Source organism: Kitasatospora sp. NPDC101176, assembly GCF_044768035.1.
In the GTDB taxonomy this organism is placed as follows: domain Bacteria; phylum Actinomycetota; class Actinomycetes; order Streptomycetales; family Streptomycetaceae; genus Kitasatospora.
Window position 1 is genome coordinate 50233 of record NZ_JBIWPA010000023.1, and the last position, 23544, is coordinate 73776.

Below are 23544 nucleotides of genomic sequence, written 5' to 3' on the forward strand. Positions count from 1 at the left end.
TCACTCGCTCCGGTGGTCGTCGGTGGGGGCGGGGGCGGCCGGCGCGGCGGGGGCCTCGGTGGCGGCCGCCTCCGGGGACCGGGCCGGGGGCGGGGTCAGGGTGAGGCGGCCGAGCCGGACGGTGTCCTCGGTCAGCAGGTCCGCGGCGCTGGCGCGGGCCGCGGCCGGGGTCGCGGCCGGCGTCGCCGGGAGGGTCGGCACGGGTTCCTCGGCCGACCCGTCGGTCCCGACCGATGCGGTGGGCTCGGTGCGCCCGATGAGCTCGGTGCGGTCGCGGTGGGCCGGACCGCCGGGGCCGTCGCGGAACAGCCGGTCCACGGCGACGGTCGGGGGGACGTCCTCGGGATCGGTGGAGTCGTCGGGCCCGGCGGGCCCGGCGGGCCCCGCAGGCTCGGGAGGCCCCGCCGGCTCGGCGGGTGCGGCCCGGCGGGCGGCGGCGAGGGCCGAGAGGGCCGTCGCAGCCGAGACCACGGGCAGTGCGCGGGTGGGCAGCACGGCCGCGTCCCGGTGCCGCGGCACCTCGGCGACCGGGGCGGTCGGGGCGGCCGGGGTGTCCGCGGCGAGGGCGGGGCCCGGCTCGACGGTGGTCACCGGCCGGACGCCCGGGTGACCGGCACGGCCCGAGGCGACCGGCAGCACGGCCCGGGGGGCCGGCTGCTCGACCACCCGGTCGGCCAGTTCGTGTAGCAGGATGCCGTGGCGGTAGGCGAGTTCACCGATCTCGGTGCGCTCGACACCGGCCACCGCGAGCCCCGCGCCGCCGTCCCGGCGCACCTCGGCGCCCTGGCTGACCAGCAGGTCGGCCAGTCGCGCCATCTGCGGCCCGCGCACGGCGACTTCGGGGCTGAGGCGGGTCCGCCGGAACTCCGACACCGGCTGGTCGGCGACCAGCCGGCCGCGGTCCAGGGTGACGACCCGGTCGGCGAGCTGGGCGGCCTCCTGCGGGGTGCGGGTGGTCACCAGGACCGTCCCGCCGGCCACGGCGAACGAGCGCAGGAAGGAGTGGAACCACTCGACGTTGCGCGGCGACAGGCCCTCGGTCGGTGCGTCCAGCAGGAGGGTGCCGGGGTCGCCGAGCAGTGCGGCCGCCAGGGAGAGGCGGCGGTGCATGCCGGGCGAGAAGCTGCGCAGCCGCTGCCCGGCGACGGCGGCCAGCCTGGTCTGCTCCAGCAGCTCGTCGGCCCGCCGGGCGGGGACGCCGACGGCCGCGGCGAGCATCCGCAGGTGACCGTCGGCACGGCGGCCCGGGTGCCCGGCGACCGCGGCCGCCCCCTGACCGGGGCCCGGCAGCAGCACGCCGACCTGGCGCTCGGGGCGGCGCAGCCGGCGGTAGGTGCGGCCGCCGAAGAGCGTGACGCCCTGGCCGCGTTCGAGTTCGAGCATCAGCCGCAGCGCGGTGGACTTCCCCGCCTCCTCCGCGCCGAGCAGCGCCGTCACCAGGCCGGGCCGGGCGTCGAAGGTCAGGTCGAGGACGGCGGGCGGATCGCCCTTGCGATAGACCTTGGTCAGTCCGGTGATCTGGATCATCGCTGCCTGCTCCCATGCCCTCGGCCGGCCTGCTGGAAGCGGAGCGCCCCCGGTGCTGTCGGCCTGTGCCCGCACGGCTCCGCGCCAGCACACTAGGGGGAGGCGGCGGCGATTCCGGGCATTGCGGGAGCGGCGCGGGCCCGCCCGCCGTCCACCTCACCCGATCAGGGGACAACCCGATCCCGGGGCCCGCCGGGACCGTCCCGGCGGGTACGCCGCCCGGTGGGCGGAGCGGCGGGCCGGGACGACGACAGGGGGCCGCGGCCGGGCCCGGTCAGGACTCCGGGCGCAGCATCGGCGGGTTGAGGACGGTCGCGCCGCCGGCGGTGAACAGCTGCGCCGGACGCCCGCCCTGACGGGTCGTCGTGCCGCCGGAGGGCAGCAGGAAGCCCGGCGTGCCGGTGACCTTGCGGTGGAAGTTCCGCGGGTCGAGGGCCACGCCCCAGACGGCCTCGTAGACCCGGCGGAGCTCGCCGACGGTGAACTCGGTCGGGCAGAAGGCGGTGGCGAGGGAGGAGTACTCGATCTTGGACCGGGCGCGCTCGACGCCGTCGGCGAGGATCAGCCCGTGGTCGAAGGCGAGCGGGACGCCGTCGGCCGGGCTCTGGCCGAGCAGTTCGACGACCGGCGCCCAGCGGGCGCTGCTGGCGTCGCCGCCGGCCCGCGGGGTCGGCAGGTCGGGCGCGAGGACCAGGTACGCGACGCTGACCACCCGCATCCTGGGGTCGCGCTGCGGGTGGCCGTAGGTGGCGAGCTGCTCCAGGTGTGCGCCGGCCGCGCCGGGGCCGACGGCCTCGTGGCCGGGGGCGGAGTGCGCGCGCAGGCCGGTCTCCTCGGCCAGCTCCCGGGAGGCGGCCTCGGCCAGGCCCTCGTCCGGGCGGACGAAGCCGCCGGGCAGCGCCCAGTACCCCTGGAACGGCGGCTCACCACGTCTGACCAACAGGGCGCAGAGCGCGTGGTCGCGCACCGTCAGAACCACCAGGTCAACCGTGACAGCGAACGGGGGGAAGGCCGACGGATCGTAGCGCGACATGGCGACGATCATAGTCGTCTTTCTGACGATAAGCACAGGCCCGTGCACGGACTGCGGCCGGGCGGCTACGCACCCGCCAGCCGCGGGCCGCTCCGCCCTCCGCCTCCCCTCACCTGGGCCCCGCCCCGACCCGGCGACCGGGCGGGGCCGGTCAGCGGGCGACCAGCTGCAGCTCCGCGGAGGCCTCCTCGACCATCGCCACGCCGATCCGGCTGACCCGCACCGAGAAGGGCTCACCGGCGACCCGCAGGCCGGTCAGCTCCAGCTCGCCCAGCGGCGCGGTGCTGGCCGGCCGGACCAGCACCCGGCCGCCCGGGACGTCCGGACGGACCCCGGCGAGTGCGAACACCGCGTGGGCGGCGCCGGCCGCCGAGACGGCCGCGGGGCGGCACGCCGCCGGATGGGGCACCGGCGGGCAGCCGGCGGTGCGCTGCTCACCCGCGTACATCTCGGGCAGCCGGCCCTCGAAGTGGGCGGCGGCGGCGAGCAGCCCCTCCAGCAGGGCGCCGGCCTCGTTCTCGTGACCGGCCTCGGCGAGACCGGCGACCGCCAGCGCCGTCTCGTGGACGCGCACCGCGCCGCCGCGGTGGCCCAGCGGGTTGAACCGGGGGGACTTGGCGCTGAGCGTGCGCAGACCCCAGCCGCTGTCCAGCTCCGGCGCGGCGAGCCGCTGGGCGAGCAGCCTGGTCTGCTCGCGGTCCAGCAGGGTCTCGTGGCGGCCGCCGTCGGCGGCGAGCCCGGTGTCGAGCAGGTGGACCAGGGAGGAGGCGACGGCCGGCAGCGGCTGGCCGCCCGGGGCGAGCCCGGCGGCGGGCCGGCCGCCGGAGAGGTCGTCGATCCAGAACCGCTCGCGGAAGCGTCCGCGCAGGTCGGCGGCCCAGCCGCGCCACTCCTGCGCGCCGGGGCGGCCGAAGGCCTCCAGTAGGTCCGCGCCGTGCAGGGCGGCGCGGTGGGCCTGGGCCTGGACCTCGGTGCGGGCGGCCACCGGGTGCGCGGCGCGGTCCTCCGCCGGGCGGCTGAGGTCGGTGACGAAGCCGTCGACCAGGCCGTCGCGGAGCGCGGACAGGGCCCGCTCGGCGGCCGGGAGGAGGTCGGCCGTCTCCGCCCGGGGCAGGCCCCAGCGCCAGGCCTCGGCCAGTACCGTGACGAACAGCAGGGTGGCCTCGGTGGCGGTGCAGGTGGGCGGCAGTTCGGGGCCGCCGTGCCGGAGGGCTCCGGGCAGCAGGCCCTCGGTGCGGCCGGGGGCGGGGGCGAGCTGCTGACGGCGGGCCAGTGCCCGCAGGGTGCCGGCCGCGAGGCGGGTGCCGAGCGGCAGGGTGAGCCGGGCGGCCCAGAGCGCGTCGGCCGGGGCGAGGCCGAACCGCCAGGGCGCGCCGGAGGCCGGGTAGAGGTCGGTCGGGCGGTCCGGATCGGCGAACAGCAGCCCGCCGAGGGCGTCCAGCGAACGGGTGACCAGCTGGGCGGCCCGGGCGTCGTCGCAGCGGACCTCGGGTTCCGCCCAGGGCAGCGGCACACCGGTGCCGCGGCCGCCGGGCGGGCGCGGACCCGGGGCCGCGCTCTCCAGCTCGACGCGCAGCTCGACCGACCAGCGGGCGCCGGGCTGGACCTCCAAGTCCCACCGGAGCACTCCGGCGCCGGCCAGCACCGCGTGCGGGGAGGGCTTGGCGCTGACCACTGCGCTGTGCGCGGGGCCCGCCCAGCGCAGACCGGCGGACTGCACCTGGCCGGGCAGGTCGGGCGGGCGGTGCCCGGCGGCGATCTCGGCGACCGGGCCGAGGTCGGTGCCGAGGGCGATCTCCATCGGCAGCCGGGCGGGCCGACTGCCGGTGTTGCGGACGATGACCGTCTCGACGCCGTCGGCGTGCCGCAGCCGCTCGACGGTGAGCGCCGGATCCGGGTCCGGGTCACCGGGCAGGCGCACGGCGCCGAGGAAGCGGGCCTGCGCCGTGCTGGTCGAGGTGCCCTGGAGCGGCAGCGGCTCCATGCCGCCCAGGCGCAGCTCCATCCGGGCGAGCACCCGCACTCCGTGCCGGTAGAAGCCGTGCAGGCCCTGGCCGCGCAGCTGGCCGTCCGGCCCGGAGGCGGCCATCCCGGGGGCGTTGACGCAGAGCACCGCGTGGTGGACGGCGGGCGGCTGCGGCCGCGGCGGGGCCGCGGGTCGGCCCGGCCCGGCGGGCGCTCCCGCCGGCCCGCCGGCCGGGACCTGGTCGGCGCGGCCGCCCGGTCTCGGCGGCGCGCCGACCACGCTCTCGGCCGGCATGGCCTGTGGTGGCCTCATGGCGGTCACCGGACTCTCCTCCCCTCGGCGGTCCGGTGGCCGGGTCAGGCCGGTGGGCCGCGAGCATGCTCGATCGCGTGCTGGTGGTGCGGGCCGACGGGGTGCCCCGTCGGCGGCTGTGCTTGTCCGGCCGTACCCGGTGCCGGGTCGTGCCAAGCGGTGCGCGGTACCGGACGGGTACCGGCGCGACGCCCCTCGCCCGCCCCGGCCCGCCACGGTGCCCGACGGGTCGTCGGTCCTGGCGCCCGGGCCCGCCGGGCGGCCGGGCGCAGGGCCCCCGGGGTCAACGCCGCGCACCGCCCCCAGGTCACGGCCGACACCGGGTGCGGCCTCTCACACCGGGCCCCCGCGGGCGGTCGTACCACCGCTGTCGGGCCGTCACCGGCCGCACCGTCAGCGTCCGGCCGTCACCGTCGCTCCGCCGGGGCGGCCTCGTGGGCCCGCCACCGGGCGGCGGACGCCGCGCTCCGGCCCGTGGACCACGCCGGAGCCGGCTCCGGTGCGGTGCCGTACTCCTGGTCGAGTGGACGGCCGGCGTCGAACCGGCGCCCGACCGCGGCCAGGATACGGTGCGGAGGTCGCGGCGCCCGCACCCGGTGACCCCGTGAGCCGCGACCCCATCGCTGTGACCAGCAGAGACCGAGGAGTTGCATGTCCACCGTCAGCCGGCTGCCCGGGATTGTCACGACCGACCACGTCTTCCAGCTCCCGCTCGACCACGCCGCCCCGCAGGGCGAACAGATCGAGGTCTACGCCCGCGAGGTGGTCGCCGCCGGCCGCGAGCAGGCCGACCTGCCCTGGCTGCTCTTCCTCCAGGGCGGCCCCGGCGGCAAGGCCAACCGCCCACTGGGCCGGGATGCCTGGCTGGACCGCGCCCTCGACGACTACCGGGTGCTGCTGCTCGACCAGCGCGGCACCGGGCGGTCCACCCCCGCGAACCGGCAGACCCTAGCCCGGCGCGGCGGCCCCGGGGCGCAGGCCGACTACCTGGCGCACTTCCGCGCGGACTCGATCGTCCGGGACGCCGAGCTGATCCGGCACCGGCTGCTCGGCGCGGAGCGGCGCTGGAGCCTGCTCGGCCAGAGCTTCGGCGGCTTCTGCACCCTCACCTACCTCTCCCTCGCCCCCGAGGGCCTGACCGAAGCCTTCATCACCGGCGGTCTGGCCGGACTCGGCAGTTCGGCGGACGACGTCTACCGCGCCGCCTACCCCCGGGTCGTCCGGAAGAACGAGGACCACTACGCACGGTTCCCGCAGGACGTCGAGGCGGTGCGGCGGATCGCGGCGCACCTCGCGGCCGCCCCGGCGCCGCTGCCCGACGGCGGCCGGCTGACCGTCGAGGCCTTCCAGGCCCTCGGGATGATGCTGGGCGGCGGCAGCGGCTCGGGCGCCCTCCACCACCTGCTGGAGGAGGCCTGGGTGGACGGCGTGGACGGCCCGGAGCTCTCCGACACCTTCCTGGCCGGTGTCCAGGCCAAGGCGTCCTTCGCCGAGGGCCCGCTGTACGCCGTGCTGCACGAGTCGATCTACGGCCAGCGCTCGGTGGACGCCGGCGGCACCGCCTGGGCCGCCGAGCGGGTCCGCAAGGAGTTCCCGCAGTTCGACGCCCGGGCCGCGCTGGACTCCGACGCCCCGGTGCTGTTCACCGGGGAGATGATCTACCCCTGGATGTTCGACACCGATCCGGCGCTGCGCCCGCTGAAGGAGACCGCGGACCTGCTCGCCGCCCGCGCGGACTGGCCGGACCTGTACGACCCGGCGCGGCTGGCCGCCAACACGGTGCCCGTCGTGGCGGCGGCCTACCACGACGACATGTACGTGGACACCGCCGACTCGCTGGAGACCGCCCGCGCGGTGCGCGGCCTGCGGACCTGGGTCACCAACGAATGGGAGCACGACGGCCTGCGGGTGAGCGGCGGGAAGGTCCTCGACCGGCTGATCAAGATGGCGCACGGCGAGGCGTAGCGGCCCCCGGTCGAGCCGGGCGGCCCGGCTGCGGGCCGCCCGCGGCAGCCCGCAGCGGAGGTCACTGCGCACGCCTGACCCCCCTCGCCGCCCTCCGCACGCCCCGGCACCGGTGGCGCCCGCCGGCGTGCGGCGCGGCCACCGACCCGCCCGCCGAAGCCCGGCCGAGCCGCAGGCCCCGGGAAGACCTCTCCCGAAGTCCGCCCGGGGCGCACCCGGGCACCGGGAGCAGGGCGAGCGCCCCCGGGCCCGCCTGCTCCGGCGCCGCCCCGGAGGGGCCCGGGTCGGGAGCGGACGGACCTGCGGCGCCGCGCCCGCTCTCCGGCGACGCGACCGGTGCGGCCCGACCGGCCCGGGCCGCCTTCCGCCTGGCACCGCGGCGACCGCGCCCGGCACCCGAGGGACCGGGCCGCCCGCCGGGCCCGCCGCCCGGTCCCGCGGCGGCCGGCGGCTCCCCGTCGAGGTCCGGATCCCGGGCGGGTGTCGGCACCGGCGCGGGGGTCCGCGCGGGCTCGCCGACCGGCGCCTGGGCGGGCCCGCCCGCCTCGCGCCGCCGCCGCTGCGCCTCGACGGCCGCGAGCAGGCCGTCGGGCACCATGCCGTCGTTCAGGGACTCGTACAGCAGCTCCGCCAGCAGGTAGGAGGGGTCGAGCCGGAGGACGTGGCCGAGCACCACGCGGGCCGTCGCGGTGTCCCCCGCGACCCAGGAGGCCCAGGCCAGCAGAGTCAGCGGGGCCACCGCGCAGCCCTCGTAGGGCGGCACCGCGCGCCGGGCCAGGAAGCGCCAGAGCCGCTCGGCGGGCGCCAGCTCGGCGGGGCGGCTGTACTCCACACCGCGGTCCCTGGTGCGCCGGTCGCGCAGGGCGACCAGCAGCCGGGCCGCCCGCTCCTCGTCGACCTCGCGGGCGCCGGCCGCGAACTCGGCGAAGACCTGGTCGAGCAGCTCGCCGCCCCGCTCCCGGGACGCGGCAGCGGCCGGACCCCGGCTCTCACCGGCCGCGGCGGCCCCCGCGCCGACCCGGGCGAGCGCCGCCCGCTGGGCCTCCGCGGCCGGCGGCCCGACCGGCGCCAGCCCGCCGATGATCGCCTTGCGGCTGCCGCGCGGGGCGAGTCCGGCGAAGGCCGCGGCGGCGGCCGCCGCGCCCGGGCCGGGCACCCGGTGGACCGGGTTGCCCGCCGGATCGCAGCAGCCCTCGCGGCGGCAGAGGAAGGACCACCAGCGGCCGTCGGAGACGCAGAGCGACTCCTTGACCGCCACTCCCCTGCGCGCGAAGGCCGCGCGCAGGGCGTCCGCCAAGGGACGCAGGCCCTCCACGGCCGGCGGGGCGTGCGCGGCGGTGGAGTCCCGGCAGAGGTAGAGGAGCACCTGGTGCGGGCGGTCCCCGTGGCGCTCGGAGAGGGCGAGCAGCAGCGCGGCCGTCTCGTCCGCGGCCGCCGGCCAGTGCTCGGGCGAATCCGGCACGTCCGCCCGGATCACGCCGCCCTGGCGCAGGCCGGGGCCCTGGAGACCGACCGCCACGATGCTGTCGTCGGGGTAGAACCCCAGGAGGTAGGGGAGCAGCTCGGCCATGTCGGCCGGGCCGCGCAGGGTGACCGGCCGGTGGCCGGAGGCCGGGCCGAGGGACAGGACGACGGGGTCGTTGTTCATGGCGTTCATGACCGGAAGGGTCGCGCAATCCGGAAGACCCGTCGGATCTTTCTCATTTCCTGTGGATAACTCCGCCCTCTTTTTTCGCTTCACTCATTCGGCGCACATCGGGGCCACTCCTGCGGGTGAAAGTCAGCGCCCGTTCAGCGGAAGAGCGGATGAAATACATCCCGGCTCCACCACCTCCGCCACCCCGGCATTCGCCCCTTGTCGGCGGCACGGGGTTACATGGACGCCATGCAGCAGCCCGAGAACCACACCACCGCCACCGCCGACGACCGCGCCGAGGTCCGGGCGCGGGCCGAGGCCGTCCTGCGCGAGCTCGCCGGGCCCGGGGCCGCCCTGCGCGAGGACCAGTGGACGGCCATCGAGGCCCTCGTGGTCGACCACCGGCGCGCCCTCGTCGTGCAGCGCACCGGCTGGGGGAAGTCCGCGGTCTACTTCATCGCCACCGCCCTGCTCCGGGCCCGCGGCGCGGGGCCCACCGTGATCGTCTCCCCGCTGCTCGCCCTGATGCGCAACCAGGTCGACTCGGCGGCCCGGGCCGGCATCCACGCCCGGACGATCAACTCCGCCAACACCGACGAGTGGGACGAGGTCCAGGCCGAGGTCTCCGCCGGGAAGGTCGACGTCCTGCTGGTCAGCCCCGAGCGGCTGAACAACCCCGACTTCCGCGACCAGGTGCTGCCCAAGCTCGCCGCCTCCACCGGGCTGCTGGTGGTCGACGAGGCCCACTGCATCTCGGACTGGGGCCACGACTTCCGCCCCGACTACCGCCGGCTGCGCACGATGCTCGCCGAGCTCCCGCCCGGCGTCCCCGTGCTGGCCACCACCGCCACCGCCAACGCCCGGGTCACCGCGGACGTCGCCGAGCAGCTCGGCACCGGCGGCACCGACGAGCGCGCCCTGGTGCTGCGCGGTCCGCTCGACCGGGAGAGCCTGACCCTCGGCGTCCTGGCCCTGCCCGACCCCGCGCACCGGCTGGCCTGGCTGGCCGACCACCTCGACCGGCTGCCCGGCTCGGGCATCGTCTACACCCTGACGGTGGCCGCGGCCGAGGAGGTCACGGCCTTCCTGCGCGAGCGGGGCTTCCCGGTGGCCTCGTACTCCGGCCGCACCGAGGACGCCGAGCGCCGCACCGCCGAGGCCGACCTGCTGGCCAACCGGGTCAAGGCGCTGGTCGCCACCTCCGCGCTGGGCATGGGCTTCGACAAGCCCGACCTCGGCTTCGTGGTGCACCTCGGCTCGCCCAGCTCCCCGATCGCCTACTACCAGCAGGTCGGCCGGGCCGGGCGCGGCGTCGACCGGGCCGAGGTGCTGCTGCTGCCCGGCCGCGAGGACGAGGCGATCTGGCGCTACTTCGCCTCGCTGGCCTTCCCTCCCGAGGAGCAGGTCCGCCGCACCATCGACGCGCTGGCCGGAGCCGGCCGGCCGCTCTCCACCGCCGCCCTGGAGCCCCGGGTGGACCTGCGCCGCACCCGGCTGGAGACCATGCTCAAGGTGCTCGACGTGGACGGCGCCGTCCGCCGGGTCAAGGGCGGCTGGACGGCCACCGGCCAGAGCTGGGCGTACGACACCGACCGGTACGCCAAGGTCGCCGCCTCCCGCGAGGCCGAGCAGCGGGCGATGCGCGAGTACGCGTCGACCACCGGCTGCCGGATGGAGTTCCTGCGCCGCCAGCTCGACGACGACCAGGCCCGGCCCTGCGGCCGGTGCGACAACTGCGCGGGGCCGCTGCTCACCCCGGAGGTCTCGGCCGCGGCGCTGGAGGCGGCCCGGGCCGCACTCGGCCGCCCGGGCGTCAGCTTCGAGCCGCGCCGGCTCTGGCCGACCGGGATGGACGCGGTGGGCGTGCCGCTGAAGGGCCGGATCCCGGCGGGCGAGCAGGCGGAGAACGGGCGGGCGCTCGGCCGGCTCTCCGACATCGGCTGGGGCACCCGGCTGCGCACCCTGCTCGCCGAGCAGGCCCCGGACGCGCCGGTGCCCGGCGAGGCGGTGGACGCCCTGGTGGCGGTGCTGGCGGACTGGGCCCGCGGCCCGGGCGGCTGGGCGGGGCCCGCGACGGCGGAGGGCACCCGGCTGGAACGGCCGGTGGGCGTGGTGACGATGGCCTCGTCCACCAGGCCCCGCCTGGTGGACAGCCTCGGCGCGCGCATCGCCGAGATCGGGCGGATGCCGTTGCTGGGCCGGATCGAGTACGCCGACGGCCGGCCGCCGCACGGCGCGCGCAGCAACAGCGCCCAGCGGCTGCACTCGCTGGCCGGCGCGCTGGTGCTGCCGCCGGAGGTCGCCCAGGCGGTGGCCGCGGCCGGCGGGCCGGTGCTGCTGGTGGACGACCTGGTCGACTCGGGGTGGACGGTCACGGTCGCCGCCCGGCTGCTGCGCCGGGCCGGGGCGAGCGCGGTGCTGCCCCTGGTGCTGGCCGTGCAGGGGTGACACCAGCAGTCGCCCACCGACACACCCTCACTCGAATGGCCTAACGAAGGGAGAAAGTCGGAGCCTCACGGACCCGCCGGACGGCGTGATCGGAAAAAGGAGTGGTCACCGCACGGACGGCGGTCCACCGGGCGCTCACGCGACGCCCGGATCATGGTCCGGCGCCGCCTGAGCGAGACTCAGGCCGCCCTGGAACATATCCGGCAGAACATGGGCTTTCGGGTGGCGTTCATCATTTCATCGTTGCCGCTCCGGCCCCACTACCGCGAGAATTGGCGCGTACCCGAAATCCGGTCCGCTGGACCCGGCCTTCGTCGTACCCAGGCGCCCGCATGCCCGTGGGTCAGGAAGGAGGATCGTGATCAACGGTATCGGCCGAGGTCAGCATCCCCTCGCCCGGAGTTCGTCGCCCAGACGGCTCCTGGACCTGGAGACCTGGAGCGCCTCGGGGATCCCGTTGCTGCGCGACCCGCGCGACTTCGTCCTGGAACTGCACCAGCGCCACCTGCCGCAACCGGGCACGGTCGTGGTCGCCGTCCTCGACGCGTTGCACCACCTGGCCGCCTCGGCCTCGTTCGCACCCTGGCCGCACGACACCGACGGCTGGCAGCACCGCAACGCCCTGCTCACCCAGCTGCGCCAGATCACCCCGCACGACCTGCGGCTGGCCCGGCCGGCCCGCACGGCCGTACTGCTGCGCTGCCGCGAGGGCGCACCCGGTTGGACGGAGCAGGACGGCGCCTGGATGTGGGCGCTCCGCGACGCGTCCGCGCTGCACGGGCTGCGCTGCGGCTCCTACGTCGGCCTCACCCCGGCGGGTTGGCAGGTCCTCGGGGACGGCCGCAGCGGGCGCGATCCGCACGCGGGTTCATGGGCCGACGGGCCGGTGCACACCGTGACGGAGCTGCCCCCGCGCTCGGCCCTGGAGACGCCGCGCGCCCAGCGCGCCCGGCACCAGGCGCCCGAGCGGGCCCAGCGGAGCGACCGGTCGCCGCACTCCCGCCAGTCCGAGCACCCGTGGACCCCGGCGCGGGTCACCGCCGTCGAACCGGCCCGCCGCACCGGCACCCGCTGACCTCCCGACACCGCTCGCGCCGCCCCGGGCCGGCCGCCCGCGACTCCGGCGCGGCCGACGGCGCCCCACCCGACAGGACGACCGCGGCACGGCAGGGCCGACGGTGCGACGGACGGGGCGGTCCGCCACGGGCTCGGCCGGTCCGGGCGACGACGCCCGGTACGACGGACCCGGAAGACGGGCCCGGAGGACGGGCCCCGGATACGACGGACCCCGGGTCCGTTGCCGTGCGGCACCGGACCCGGGGTGGATCGGTCGGGGTCAGGCCCTGCCCGGGCGTCCGGCCGCGGCGGCCGGACCGGCCTCCCCGCAGACCACGAGCAAGGCGGTCGCGCGGCCGAGGGCCGCGGTGTAGGCCTCGGCGGCCCGGGCGGCCGGGCCGCCGTTGGCGACCAGGACGACCACCTCGCGGCTCACCGGCCGGGCCAGCCCGGCGTCGGCGTAGAACACGTCACCGCCCTCGGCGAGTTGCGCCCAGTAGCGCTCCTCGCCGAAGGAGAGCTCGTGCTGCTGCCAGGGGTGCGCCTCGCCGAGCGTCAGCACCAGGATCTGCCCCGGGTCGCGGCCGGCGTCCAGCAGCCGGTCGACGGCCTCGTCCGCTCGGTCCAGCGCCTGGGCCGGGGCCGCGGCGACCCGCTGGACCTCGACCTGCGGCACGGCCTCGGCGGGACGGCGCGGCGCCGGCCCGGGCTTGGGGATGAGCCGCGGCGGACCGGGGCGGTCGGCGCGCGGGGGTGCCGCGCGCGGCGGTGCCGGACGGGGGCCGGGCACCGGCACGGCGGCGACGGTGGTGGGTGCGGTGGCGGTGGCGCCGCTGCTGGCGGGCGTGTGGAGGGCTTGTGCGTCCGACTCGCGGGGGAAGGGAACGCCGGGGCCCGGGAGGCTCTCGTGAATCTCCGGCTCCTCGGGGAAGACAGGCATACCCGGATATCTATCAAATGCCGGTCGAACGCGCACGGGCGCCCCACCCATTGGGCACCGCGGAGTCGACACCCCCACCGGGGGCAATTCCGACGGACCGTCAGAAACCGAGCGCCAACTGTTCGTCGGCGGAGTCTTCGCGCGCACCCGGAACCTCCCGGACGCGCTTCAGGTGACGCCACTTCGGCAGCCCGTCCAGGTACGCCCAGGAGAGCCGGTGCTGCTCGGTGGGGCCGTGCTCCTCCAGGGCCGCCCGGTGCACCGGGGACGGGTAGCCGGCGTTGTCCGCGAAGCCGTACTCCGGGTGCGCCTCGCCGAGTTCGGCCATCAGGCCGTCGCGGTGGACCTTGGCGAGCACCGAGGCGGCGGAGACGCAGATGCAGGACTGGTCGCCCTTGATCACGGTGCGCACCCGCCAGGGGCCGCCCAGGTAGTCGTGCTTGCCGTCCAGGATCACCGCGTCGGGCTCGACCGGCAGGGCCTCCAGGGCCCGGACGGCGGCCAGCCGCAGCGCCGCCGTCATGCCGAGCTCGTCGCACTCCTGCGGCGAGGCGTGGCCGAGCGCGTACGCGGTGACCCAGTCGGCGAGGACCGGGGCCAGCGCGCGGCGGCGCAGCTCGGTGAGCAGCTTGGAGTCGGTCAGCCCCTCCGGGGCCCTGCGCAGGCCGGTGACGGCGGCCCCCACGGTGACCGGGCCGGCCCAGGCGCCGCGCCCGACCTCGTCCAGGCCGACGACGATCCTGGCGCCGGCGCGGCGGAGCGAGCGCTCGACGGAGTGCGTCGGCGGGACGATGGGCATCGGGGGCTTCCGTTCGGCGGGAGGAGAGATGGACGGGCTCGCCGGGCCGGACCCACGGGCGGACCCGACGGGAGGTCGGGCCCGCCGGGAGAGCGGGCCGCCGCGAACGACCCGTCCGCCCTGGCGACATCCAGCCTAAGCCCGCCGCAGGACCCACCGGCCCGCTGCTCCCGCCGCCTGCCGGTCCCGCCCGGCCCGCCGCTCCCGCCCGCCCTGCCCGTCCCGCCGCTACTCCCGCTACTCCCGCCGTCCCCGCCGTCCCCGCTCAGACCCGGATGATCGGCAGCAGCACCTCGTCCACCAGCCGGGCCACGTACTCCGGCCCGAGGTTGCGCCGACCGCAGATCTTCACCTGGTAGAGCAGCATCGCCGGAACGACGTCCGCGACGACCGGGGTGGCCGCGCCGGGCCGGACGTCACCGCGCTCGGCGCCCCGGCGCAGGATCGCCAGGATGGTCTCCGTGGTCGGCTCGATCACCCGCCGGGTGATGAACTCCTTGAACACCTCGGCCCGTTCATGGTCGATCTCGCCCATCAGCACCTGGATGGCGGCGCCCGGCCGCGAGCCCATCGCCCCGGCGAACCCCTCGATGAGCTGGAGCAATTCACGATGGGCGGACCCGAGGTCCGGGGTGTCGTAGGGGCGTGGCAGAGTGGCGTCCAGGGCGTCGATGACCAGCTCGTCCTTGGACGCCCAGCGCCGGTAGAGCGCGGCCTTCCCGGTCCGCGCCGCGCCGGCGACCCCTTCCATCGTCAGCCGCGCGTACCCGCCGGAGGTGAGCTGGTCGAGCGCGGCCTCGAAGATCGCGTTCTCCAACTCCTTCCCCCGCCGCCGGCCCGGCCGCGCGAGGGCCTCGCGGGCGACCTGAACCGGGCAGTGGGGCACGGGTACAGGGGCCGGCTGCGCCGCGGGCCGCGGGGGCGACGCCCCCGCCTCCGGCGCGCGGGAGCCCGCCCTCCCGGTCGCCCGGTCCGCCGTCAGGCGCCGCACCAGCCGCTCCATCGCCACCACCCTTAGAGAACGCTTGCGTTCACAATTGGAACCAGGATATCGTCCAGATTAGTGAACGATCCCGTTCCTTCCTAGCCCGCGCCAGCCCGCACCCAGAACGCGGGACACGCGGGACACGCCGGACCAATCGGTCCGCAGCGGACGCAGCACCCAGCACACAGCCAGGCACATAGCCAGCAGGGGGCACACACGTGGCTATCTCCGACACACTCAGCAAGACCTCACCACCGCAGAGCGGGAACGGCCGGGGCAAGGGCATCACCCTGACCGTCATCGCGGCCACCCAGCTGATGGTGGTGCTCGACGCCACCATCGTGAACATCGCACTGCCGCAGATCCGGGACGCGCTGAACTTCTCCACCACCAACCTGTCGTGGGTCATCAACGCCTACACGCTGACCTTCGGCGGGCTGCTGCTGCTCGGCGGGCGCGCCGGCGACATCCTCGGCCGCCGCCGGGTGTTCATCTTCGGCACCCTGCTGTTCGGCTTCGCCTCCCTGCTCGGCGGCTTCGCCCAGGACGGCGGCATGCTGCTCGCGGCCCGCGCGCTCCAGGGCATCGGCGGCGCGATCTGTTCACCGACGGCCTTCGCACTGATCGCCACCAACTTCGAGGAGGGGCCGGAACGCAACAAGGCGTTCGGCGTGTTCTCGGCGGTGGCCGGCTCGGGCGCCGCGATCGGCCTGCTGGCCGGCGGTCTGCTCACCGAGTACCTGGACTGGCGCTGGGTCTTCTTCGTCAACGTGCCGATCGCGGCCCTGATCGCGCTCGCCGCACCCCGCTACATCGCCGAGTCCGAGCGCACCGCGGGCCGCTTCGACCTGCCGGGCGCGCTGACCTCGACGCTGGGCCTGGTCGGCCTGGTCTACGGGTTCATCCGGGCCGCCTCGGACGGCTGGTCGGACAGCGTCACGCTCGGCTCGTTCGCCGCCGGCGCCCTGCTGCTGGCCGCGTTCCTGGTGATCGAGCGCCGCACCGACCAGCCGATCACCCCGCTGCACCTGTTCGCCGACCGCAACCGCACCGGCGGCCTGGTGATGATGCTCTGCCTGGCCGCGGCCATGTTCGGCATCTTCTTCTACATCACGCTCTTCGTGCAGGGCCCGCTCGGCTACAGCCCGCTGAAGGCCGGCGTCTCCTTCCTCCCGATCAGTGTGGCGATCATCATCGCGGCGCAGCTCGCCTCCTCCCTCCAGGCCAAGTACGGCCCGAAGCCGTTCATGGCGGGCGGCGCGCTGCTGGTCACCGTCGGCCTCACCTGGCTCACCCAGATGAGCAAGGACAGCGGCTACGTCGACGGGGTGCTCGGCCCCACGGTGATCTTCGGCTTCGGCATGGGCCTGATCTTCGTCCCGGTGATGCTCCTCTCGGTCGCGGGTGTGGCCGGGGAGGAGACCGGCGCCGCGTCCGGTCTGCTCAACTCGATGCAGCAGATCGGTGGTTCGCTCGGCCTGTCGATCCTGACCACGGTCTTCGCGCACTACGCCACCGCCGAGGGCAAGGCCCAGGCGCCCGGCTTCATGTCGTCGGCCACTCCGGACCAGCTGGCCTACTTCCAGCAGCACCACGAGTTCCCGAAGGGCACCGAGGCCGCCAACTCCGTCCTCGCCCAGGGCATCTCGCACGGGTTCATCGTGGGCGCCGTGCTCGCCGGGCTGGCGCTGATCGTCGCGGTCTTCGTGATCAAGGCCAAGGCCAGCGACCTGCCCAGCCAGACCGCCGGCGTCGCGATGCACTGAGCCCCGCCGCAGCGCACCGCGGGCCACCACCCGCCGCGGCACACCGCCACCGGGCCGGCCAGGAGCACCACGCTCCCGGCCGGCCCGGCCGTTTCCCCCACCCTCACCGGCGGTGCGGGCCCCGGCGTCAGTACCAGATGTCCTCGAACGGCATCCCGGCCTGCTCGCAGGCACTGCGCCCGCCCGCCGGCCGCTCCACCGCGGGCCGCTGCGCCAGGATCTCCCGGGCCCGGGCGGCCGAGGCGCCGGCGGCGTACCAGGGCTTCGGGTGGTCCGCGAGGTCCGCCGCGATCACCTGCAGCGCGCAGGTCCGCTGGGCGCCGGGCAGCCGGTCCAGCGCGGGCACCGCGTCGGCCGAGAGGTCGCGGACGTTGCGCAGGTCGATCCGCGCGGTCCGCGGGTCGGCGGCGAGCGCCCGCTCGTACCGGGAGACGTTCTGCTCCGCGATGATCGCGTCCGGACCGGCCAGCCCGTAGGCCGCGACCGACAGCATGCCGCTGAGGAGCACGGCGCGCGGCAGCCAGCCGGCCCCGCGGGTCAGGCCCGCGGTGATCAGCAGCAGGAAGACGACGCCGAGCCAGCCCTCCACCACCAGGACCCAGAGCCGCAGCCTGGTCAGCCCGGAGGCGTCGACGTAGAACCACATCCGGCCGAGCGCCGAGGCGACCACGACCAGGGCGAGCAGACAGAGCGCGCCGAGCAGGATCCGCGCCACCCGCCGGTCGGCCGGGGTGGCGCGCGGCGCCCAGCGCTTGGCGACCGCCACCACGGCCAGGGTCAGCACGGTGATCGCGCTGAGCTGCCAGAAGCCCTGCCGGGCGTACTCGGAGCGGCTCATCCCGGTGTTGCGCAGGACGGCGTCCGCACCGCCGAGCACGACCAGGGCCTGGATCACCGCGAAGACGCCGAACATCAGGTTGAGCGCGACCAGCGGCAGGGCCCACTCCAGCCGGCCCCGGGCCCGGCCGGGCCGGACGACCGTGCGGTCCCAGCGTCGCGGTCCGGCCGCGATGTGGGCGAACCCGAGCGCGGTGAGCGCCCCGAGCACGAACAGCACGAAGCGCAGCGGCACCCGGTCGAGGTCGAGGCTGGGGCTGAGCCCGGAGAGCAGGTCCGCCATGGCGGCGTCGGCGCCCGCGAACAGCACGCCGAAGACGGTGAGCAGGACGGCGGCGACCGCGAGCGCCTTGAACACCGGCACGATCCGGCCGCGGCCGGGCAGACTCCGGCCGCGCAGGCCGTCGACGAGCCAGAGCACCCCCGGCGGCAGCTGCCAGAGGATCGCGGGCAGCGGGAGCAGGACGCCCGGCCAGCGGCGGCCGCCGTGCAGCGCGAGCGAGGCCAGTCCGAGCGCGCACACGACGGCCAGCATCACGGGCCAGCCCGCCTCCCAGAGCGCCGGGACGACGAGCAGGGCGGCGGCGAGCAGGCTCCACACGACCGTCCAGGGCCGGATGCGGCGGCCCGCCGCACGGGCGGCCAGACCCGCCGCGGCGGCGGTGCCGGCCGCGCAGACCAGCAGGTTGGCGCCGAGGCCGTCGTTCAGCAGCCAGGACGTCAGCAGCCCGGTGAGCAGCGCGAGGAGGAGGACGCGGGGCGTGGCGGCCGCCTTGCGCCCGGGGTCACTCGGGCGCAGCCAGAGGGAGGAGGACGGGACGGGTGCGCCGGCCCCCCAGTGCGGGCCGGGCACGGAGGCGCCGAGCGGGCCGGACGCCGGACCGAACGGCTGGTCGGGCTCGGACGCCGGACCGAACGGCTGGTCGGGCTCGGACGCCGGACCGAACGGCTGGTCGGGCTCGGACGCGGGCGTGGACGGACCGGACATGAGTCCCCCTCAGTGGTCGGTGGGCATGCGGGAGCCGCCCCGGGGACAACCCGCCGGCGGCGCTCCCGGCACCGCGGATGCAGCCGACTGTAGACCATTCTGAACAAGTTCAAAAATCACTTCTGAACGCGTTCAGAACCCCCTGACCACCCGTCCGCCCCCGGCTACCCCTTGACCGATCCGGCCAGCAGCCCCCGGACGAAGTAGCGCTGCAGGCTGAAGAAGACGATCAGCGGCACGATGATCGACAGGAACGCCCCGGCCGTCAGCAGCTCCCAGCGCCCGCCGAAGGACCCGGACAGCTGCGCCAGCCGGACCGTCATCGGCGCCACCTCCGGCGTGCCGCCGGCGAAGGTGAGCGCGACCAGCAGGTCGTTCCAGACCCAGAGGAACTGGAAGATCGCGAACGAGGCCAGCGCCGGGGTGCAGAGCGGCAGCACGATCGACCGGAAGATCTTGAAGTGCGAGGCGCCGTCCACCACCGCCGCCTCCATCAGGTCGCGCGGCAGCTGGGCGATGAAGTTGTGCAGCAGGAACACCGCGAGCGGCAGCGCGAACATGGTGTGCGCCAGCCAGACCGGCGCGTAGCTACCCTTCAGGTCCACCGCCGGGACCAGCGTCAGCGAGCCGAGGTGCGCGCCCCCGGAGAACAGCCGCAGCAGCGGGATCAGCGCCATCTGGATCGGCACCACCTGGAGCGCGAACACGGCGAAGAACACCGTGTCGCTCCCCCGGAACCTCACCCAGGCCAGCCCGTAGGCCGCCATCGCGGCCAGCACCAGCGGGAAGAGCGTGGCCGGGACGCTGATCGCCAGCGAGTTGACCAGGAAGGGCATCAGTCCGGTCGAGACGCCGAAGCCGCCCTCGAACAGCACCGTGTGGTAGTTGTCGAGCCCGAGGTCCGGGTGGAGCAGGGCGTTCCACCAGCCGTTCGCGGTGACGTCCTGCTTGGGGCGCAGCGAGGTCACCAGCAGGCCCAGGGTCGGGATCGTCCACAGGACGGTCACCGCGATCACGAAGACCGAGGCCAACGGGCTGCTGAAGGCCTTCCGGACCGGGCTGCCGTGCGGGGCGCGCACGCGCTTGTCGGTGATGCGTCCGCTCATCGGACCCGACGCTCCTTCCGCAGCTGGACGATGTTGTAGGCCACCAGGGGCAGCACCGCGAGGAAGAGGATCACCGCCAGGGCGCCGCCCCGGCCGGTGTTGAACTGCACGAAGGACTGCGAGTACATCTCGTTGGCCAGCACCTGGGTGCCGAAGTTGCCGCCGGTCATGGTGCGGACGATGTCGAAGGCCTTCAGGGTGATGATCATGATGGTGGTCAGCACCACCACCAGCGTGGTGCGGATCATCGGCACGGTGACGTACCAGAACAGCCGCACCCCGCCCGCACCGTCCAGCCGGGCCGCCTCGGTCACCTCGTGCGGGATCGCCTTGATCGCCGCCGACAGCACCACCATCGCGAAGCCGGTCTGCACCCAGACCATCACCGCCATCAGCAGGAAGGTGTTCAGCGGCTGCGAGAGCATCCAGTTCGGCGGATCGTCCCAGCCCGCGGCGATCGCCAGCTGGCTGAGCAGGCCGATCTGCGGCTGCCCCGCGCCGCGCGACTCGTAGACGAACTTGAAGATGATCGAGGCGCCGACCAGCGAGATCGCCATCGGCATGAAGATCAGCGACTTGTACACCGCCTGGCCGCGCATCCGGTCCACCAGCAGCGCCAGCACCAGCCCCAGCCCGGTGGCCACCAGCGGGGCGACCACCAGCCACAGCAGCGTGGTGACCAGCACCTTCTGCACCGAGTCGGTGCTGAGCGCCCACCCGAAGTTCTCCCCGCCGACGAACCGGGTGCCGTCGTCGTTCTGCAGGCTCAGGTAGACGGTCCGGATCAGCGGCACCACCAGGCCCACCGACAGCAGCACCACGGCCGGGCCGAGGAAGACCGCCACCGCCAGCGGGCGGGAGGACCGGCCCCGGGCCCGGCCGGCCGCGAGGAACACCAGCAGCAGGATGCCGAGGAAGCCCGCCACGGCGCCGAGGCTGTTGCCGAACTTGACCGCCGCGTCGCCCCACGCGCCGGAGGCCAGCGCGGCGGACGGTGACGGGGTTGCGGGTACGGACATGGCTGTGCGTCCCTCCTGGTGCTCGGGGAAGGGGGCGGGCGGTGCGGGTGGGTGGCCCCGCACCGCCCTCGACAGGTGGTCCTGGTGGCGCCCCGTCGGGCCGACGCCGGTGCGGCCACCGCCCGCCGGTGCGCCGGCGGTGCCGTGGCGGGACGCCGGTGCGGGGGCCGGTGCGGACGCCGGTGCGGACGCCGGTGCGGACGCCGGTGCGGGACGCCGTGGCGGCGGCCACCACCGGCCTCCGCACCCCGGCGGCTACTGCGGCCAGGCGGCGTCGATGTCGGCCGCGGTCTTCTGGATCGACTGCCCCTCCGCGAACCAGGCCGTCAGCGACTTCCACTCCTGCCCCGCGCCGACGGCGGCCGGCATCAGGTCGGAGCCGTCGAAGCGGAAGGTCGCCGCCGGGTCGGTGAGCGCGTCCGCCGACAGCCGGTCGACCGGATCGGTGTAGAGGCTCTTGTCCACGCCCTGGTTGGCCGAGACCCAGCCGGTCGCGGTCCGCACCCGGCTGCTCGCCCACTCCGAGCTGGACAGGTAGTTCTGCACCGCCTGCACCTCGGGCCGGTTCGCGAACGCGGCCAGGAACTCGCCGCCGCCCTCGACCGGGTTGGGGACGGCCGGGTTCACCGCCGGCAGCTGGAAGGCGAAGACGTCGCCGTCCGGGCCGACCTTGGTGTCCTTGGGCCACTGCGCCTTGTAGAACGAGGCCTGCTGGAGCATCGCGCACTTGCCGCTGAGGATCGGCGCGCCCGCGTCCTGGAAGGTCGTGGTGGCGATCGACTTAACGTCGCCGTAGCCGCCGTTGACCCAGGCCGGGTTCTGCATCCAGTCGGCCACGGTCCGCATCGCCGTGGTGATCTTCTCGTCGGAGAACTTCACCTTGTGGCCCACCCACTGGTCGTAGACGTCACCGCCGTACGTGCCCAGCACCACCTCCTCCAGCCAGTCGGTGGCCGGCCAGCCGGTCGCGGTGCCGGAGGCGATGCCGCCGCACCACGGCTTGGTGGCACCGGCCTTGGCGATCCGGTCGCTGAGCGCCATCAGGTCCGCCCAGGTCTTCGGCACCTCGTACCCGGCCGCCCGGAAGGTCTTCGGCGAGTACCAGACCAGCGACTTCATGTTGGCGCTCATCGGCGCCGCGTAGAACGTGCCGTTGACCGAGCCGTAGGTCTTCCACACCGGGCTCCAGCGGTCCTCGTTGCTGACCGTCTGCGCGGGCGGCTTCACCACCTTGCCGCTCTTCACCATCTGCGCCAGCAGGCCGGGCTGCGGGACGATCGCGAAGTCCGGGGTGTTGCCGCCGGCCACCCGGACCGGCAGCTGGGACTCGAAGTCGTTCGAGCCCTCGTAGCTGATCTTGATGCCGGTGCATCTGCTGAACTCGGCCCAGGACTTCTCCAGGTTGTCCGACTCCGGGCTCAGGATCGAGGCGAACATCGTCACCGTGGTGCCCGAATGCCCCGCGTAAGGCTGGTACTTGGCGCAGTCGCCGGTCAGCGACGGGGCGGCTCCGTCACCGCCGCCACCCGAACCGCCGGAGCTGTTGGAGCAGGCCGCGGTCAGGGCCAGGGCCGCCAGCAGGGCGGGCAGGGCGACCAGGCGGCGGCGTGAACTCGTGGACGGCGCGGTCGGGTTGAGGGTCAATGCGGTCCTCCTCGCCAGGGCGTGCTGCCGGGCTGTGGGCTGAACGACATTGCGCTGTACCGGAGATGGTTCCGCCGAGATCTCGGACGAGCGTCCGAGCAATCGATTCGACGACGTTAACGCAGCCACCGGCCCCCGCCAAGGTCCACGCCCGACCTTCACCCGGTCGTGACCACGACACGCCCGGCGGCACCCCCGGCGCACCAGCACCCCCGGGAACACCCGCGGCCCCGCCCGGGAACCCGGATGGGGCCGCTCGCTGCGCGCCGTCAGTACAGCCGGACCGGCAGCTCCAGCAGGCTGTTCACCACCAGCGACGGACTCGGCCGCAGCTGCTCGTCCGGGACCGCCAGCGACAGCCCGGGGAACCGCTCGAACAGCGCCGGCAGCGCCACCCCGGCCTCCAGCCGGGCCAGCGGCGAACCCGGGCAGACGTGCGGGCCGTGGCCGAAGGACAGGTGGCGGATCGGGTCCCGGGTGACGTCGAACAGCTCCGCCGTCACCCCGTGCTGCGACGGGTCCCGGCCGATCGCGTTGTACGACACCAGCACCGGCTCGCCGGCCGGGATCACCACGTCGCCGACCGCGATGTCCTCCGCCGCGAAGCGGAACAGGAAGTTGCTGGTCGGCGGCGTCCAGCGGAGCGACTCCTCCACCACCGCGTCCCAGGACACCCGGCCCGAACGCACCAGCTCCAACTGGTCCGGGTGCGTCAGCAGGGCCCGCACCGCGTTGCCGATCAGGTTCACCGTGGTCTCGTGGCCCGCCGCGATGATCACCCGCAGGGTGGCCGCCGCCTCCGCGTCGGTCAGCGCCCCGCCCTCGGTGTCCGCCGCCAGCAGCACGCTCGCCAGGTCGTCCCCGGGCGCCGAACGGCGCTGCGCCACCAGGTCGTTCACGAAGGCGTTCAGCCCCGCGATGGTCGCCTGGATGCCCCCCGGGTCCGGCTTGATGCCGAAGAACCGCTCGTACAGGTCGCGCAGGACGGCGTGGTCCGACTCCGGAACGCCCAGCAGCGAGCAGATCACCGTCATCGGCAACGGGAAGGCGAACGCCGACTTGAGGTCCACCAGCGGCTCCCCCGCCGCCAGGGCGTCCAGCAGCGCGCCGGTGATCCGCTCGACCCGCGGGCGCATCAGCTCCACCCGGCGCGGGGTGAAGGCCTGCGCCACCAGCGCCCGCAGCCGCCGGTGCGCGGCGCCGTCCGTGGTCACCATGCTCGGACCCGGCACCGCCAGGCCGATCAGCGGCCAGGTCTTCGGGACCTCCCCGCGCTGGAAGGCCGCCCAGTGCGTGGCGTCCTTCACCAGCCGGGCGTCGGTCAGCAGGTCGCGGGCCTCCGCGTGCCGGGTCACCGCCCAGGCGGAGACCCCGCCGGGCAGCACCACCGGCGCCACCGGGCCGGCGGACCGCAACAGGGCGCCCTCGGCGGCGGAGTCGCGGGCCAGCGGATCGAGGGCTATCGGGGCCGGGGCAGCGGTCATCGACGGGGGTCTCCTTGACTGGGGCGGGACGTG

At 75.5% G+C, this 23544-nt stretch carries 16 protein-coding genes; 4 read left to right on the forward strand and 12 right to left on the reverse strand.

All coding sequences use genetic code 11. The features are described from left to right. From ACIRS1_RS26955 to ACIRS1_RS26965, 3 genes are all read right to left on the reverse strand, one after another. Entirely contained in the window at positions 1–1527 is a 1527-nt protein-coding gene (locus ACIRS1_RS26955; RefSeq protein ID WP_402844306.1) for an ATP-binding cassette domain-containing protein, read from the reverse strand. 274 nt (positions 1528–1801) lie between these two features. Next, complete coding sequence (locus ACIRS1_RS26960) at positions 1802–2560, reverse strand: NUDIX domain-containing protein (RefSeq protein ID WP_360212284.1); 759 nt, start codon at positions 2558–2560, stop codon at positions 1802–1804. 151 nt (positions 2561–2711) lie between these two features. Then, positions 2712–4838 (reverse strand): glycogen debranching N-terminal domain-containing protein, encoded by a 2127-nt coding sequence (locus ACIRS1_RS26965; protein WP_402844435.1) that lies wholly within the window; start codon positions 4836–4838, stop codon positions 2712–2714. 651 nt (positions 4839–5489) lie between these two features. Here ACIRS1_RS26965 and ACIRS1_RS26970 point away from each other — a divergent pair. Then, positions 5490–6803: an alpha/beta fold hydrolase gene (locus tag ACIRS1_RS26970; RefSeq protein WP_402844309.1), complete on the forward strand. Its 1314-nt coding sequence runs from the start codon at positions 5490–5492 to the stop codon at positions 6801–6803. A 61-nt stretch (positions 6804–6864) separates the two neighbouring features. Here ACIRS1_RS26970 and ACIRS1_RS26975 read toward each other — a convergent pair whose 3' ends face one another. After that, positions 6865–8460, reverse strand: coding sequence for a DUF4192 family protein (locus ACIRS1_RS26975; RefSeq protein ID WP_402844312.1), 1596 nt, complete (start codon positions 8458–8460; stop codon positions 6865–6867). Between the two features lie 228 nt (positions 8461–8688). Between ACIRS1_RS26975 and ACIRS1_RS26980 the strand changes: the two genes are divergently transcribed. Both ACIRS1_RS26980 and ACIRS1_RS26985 read left to right on the forward strand, forming a co-directional pair. Then, a complete protein-coding gene (locus ACIRS1_RS26980; protein WP_402844315.1) occupies positions 8689–10887 on the forward strand; it encodes a RecQ family ATP-dependent DNA helicase in 2199 nt (732 codons plus the stop codon). A gap of 358 nt (positions 10888–11245) precedes the next feature. After that, positions 11246–11962 (forward strand): hypothetical protein, encoded by a 717-nt coding sequence (locus ACIRS1_RS26985; RefSeq protein ID WP_402844317.1) that lies wholly within the window; start codon positions 11246–11248, stop codon positions 11960–11962. A gap of 261 nt (positions 11963–12223) precedes the next feature. Here the strand turns inward: ACIRS1_RS26985 and ACIRS1_RS26990 are convergent, their stop codons facing one another. The 3 genes from ACIRS1_RS26990 to ACIRS1_RS27000 form a co-directional block, all read right to left on the reverse strand. Next, positions 12224–12883, reverse strand: a complete 660-nt coding sequence (locus ACIRS1_RS26990; protein WP_402844319.1) for a hypothetical protein — start codon at positions 12881–12883, stop codon at positions 12224–12226. Between the two features lie 100 nt (positions 12884–12983). After that, positions 12984–13682, reverse strand: coding sequence for a ribonuclease HII (locus ACIRS1_RS26995; protein ID WP_402844322.1), 699 nt, complete (start codon positions 13680–13682; stop codon positions 12984–12986). A 265-nt stretch (positions 13683–13947) separates the two neighbouring features. Then, a complete protein-coding gene (locus tag ACIRS1_RS27000; RefSeq protein ID WP_402844325.1) occupies positions 13948–14499 on the reverse strand; it encodes a TetR/AcrR family transcriptional regulator in 552 nt (183 codons plus the stop codon). Positions 14500–14885: 386 nt separating this feature from the next. Between ACIRS1_RS27000 and ACIRS1_RS27005 the strand changes: the two genes are divergently transcribed. After that, positions 14886–16433, forward strand: coding sequence for an MFS transporter (locus ACIRS1_RS27005; protein ID WP_402844328.1), 1548 nt, complete (start codon positions 14886–14888; stop codon positions 16431–16433). Positions 16434–16560: 127 nt separating this feature from the next. Here the strand turns inward: ACIRS1_RS27005 and ACIRS1_RS27010 are convergent, their stop codons facing one another. The 5 genes from ACIRS1_RS27010 to ACIRS1_RS27030 form a co-directional block, all read right to left on the reverse strand. After that, the gene (locus ACIRS1_RS27010; protein ID WP_402844330.1) at positions 16561–18258 is read right to left on the reverse strand and encodes a DUF4153 domain-containing protein; all 1698 of its coding nucleotides are present in this window, start codon (positions 18256–18258) and stop codon (positions 16561–16563) included. 164 nt (positions 18259–18422) lie between these two features. Further along, positions 18423–19364, reverse strand: coding sequence for a carbohydrate ABC transporter permease (locus ACIRS1_RS27015; RefSeq protein ID WP_360212300.1), 942 nt, complete (start codon positions 19362–19364; stop codon positions 18423–18425). After that, positions 19361–20383, reverse strand: a complete 1023-nt coding sequence (locus ACIRS1_RS27020) for a carbohydrate ABC transporter permease (RefSeq protein WP_402844332.1) — start codon at positions 20381–20383, stop codon at positions 19361–19363. The genes ACIRS1_RS27015 and ACIRS1_RS27020 overlap by 4 nt, the downstream gene beginning before the upstream one ends. A gap of 255 nt (positions 20384–20638) precedes the next feature. Further along, positions 20639–22027 (reverse strand): ABC transporter substrate-binding protein, encoded by a 1389-nt coding sequence (locus tag ACIRS1_RS27025; protein ID WP_402844335.1) that lies wholly within the window; start codon positions 22025–22027, stop codon positions 20639–20641. Positions 22028–22296: 269 nt separating this feature from the next. Continuing rightward, positions 22297–23511: a cytochrome P450 gene (locus ACIRS1_RS27030; protein WP_402844338.1), complete on the reverse strand. Its 1215-nt coding sequence runs from the start codon at positions 23509–23511 to the stop codon at positions 22297–22299. Positions 23512–23544: the final 33 nt, after the last annotated feature.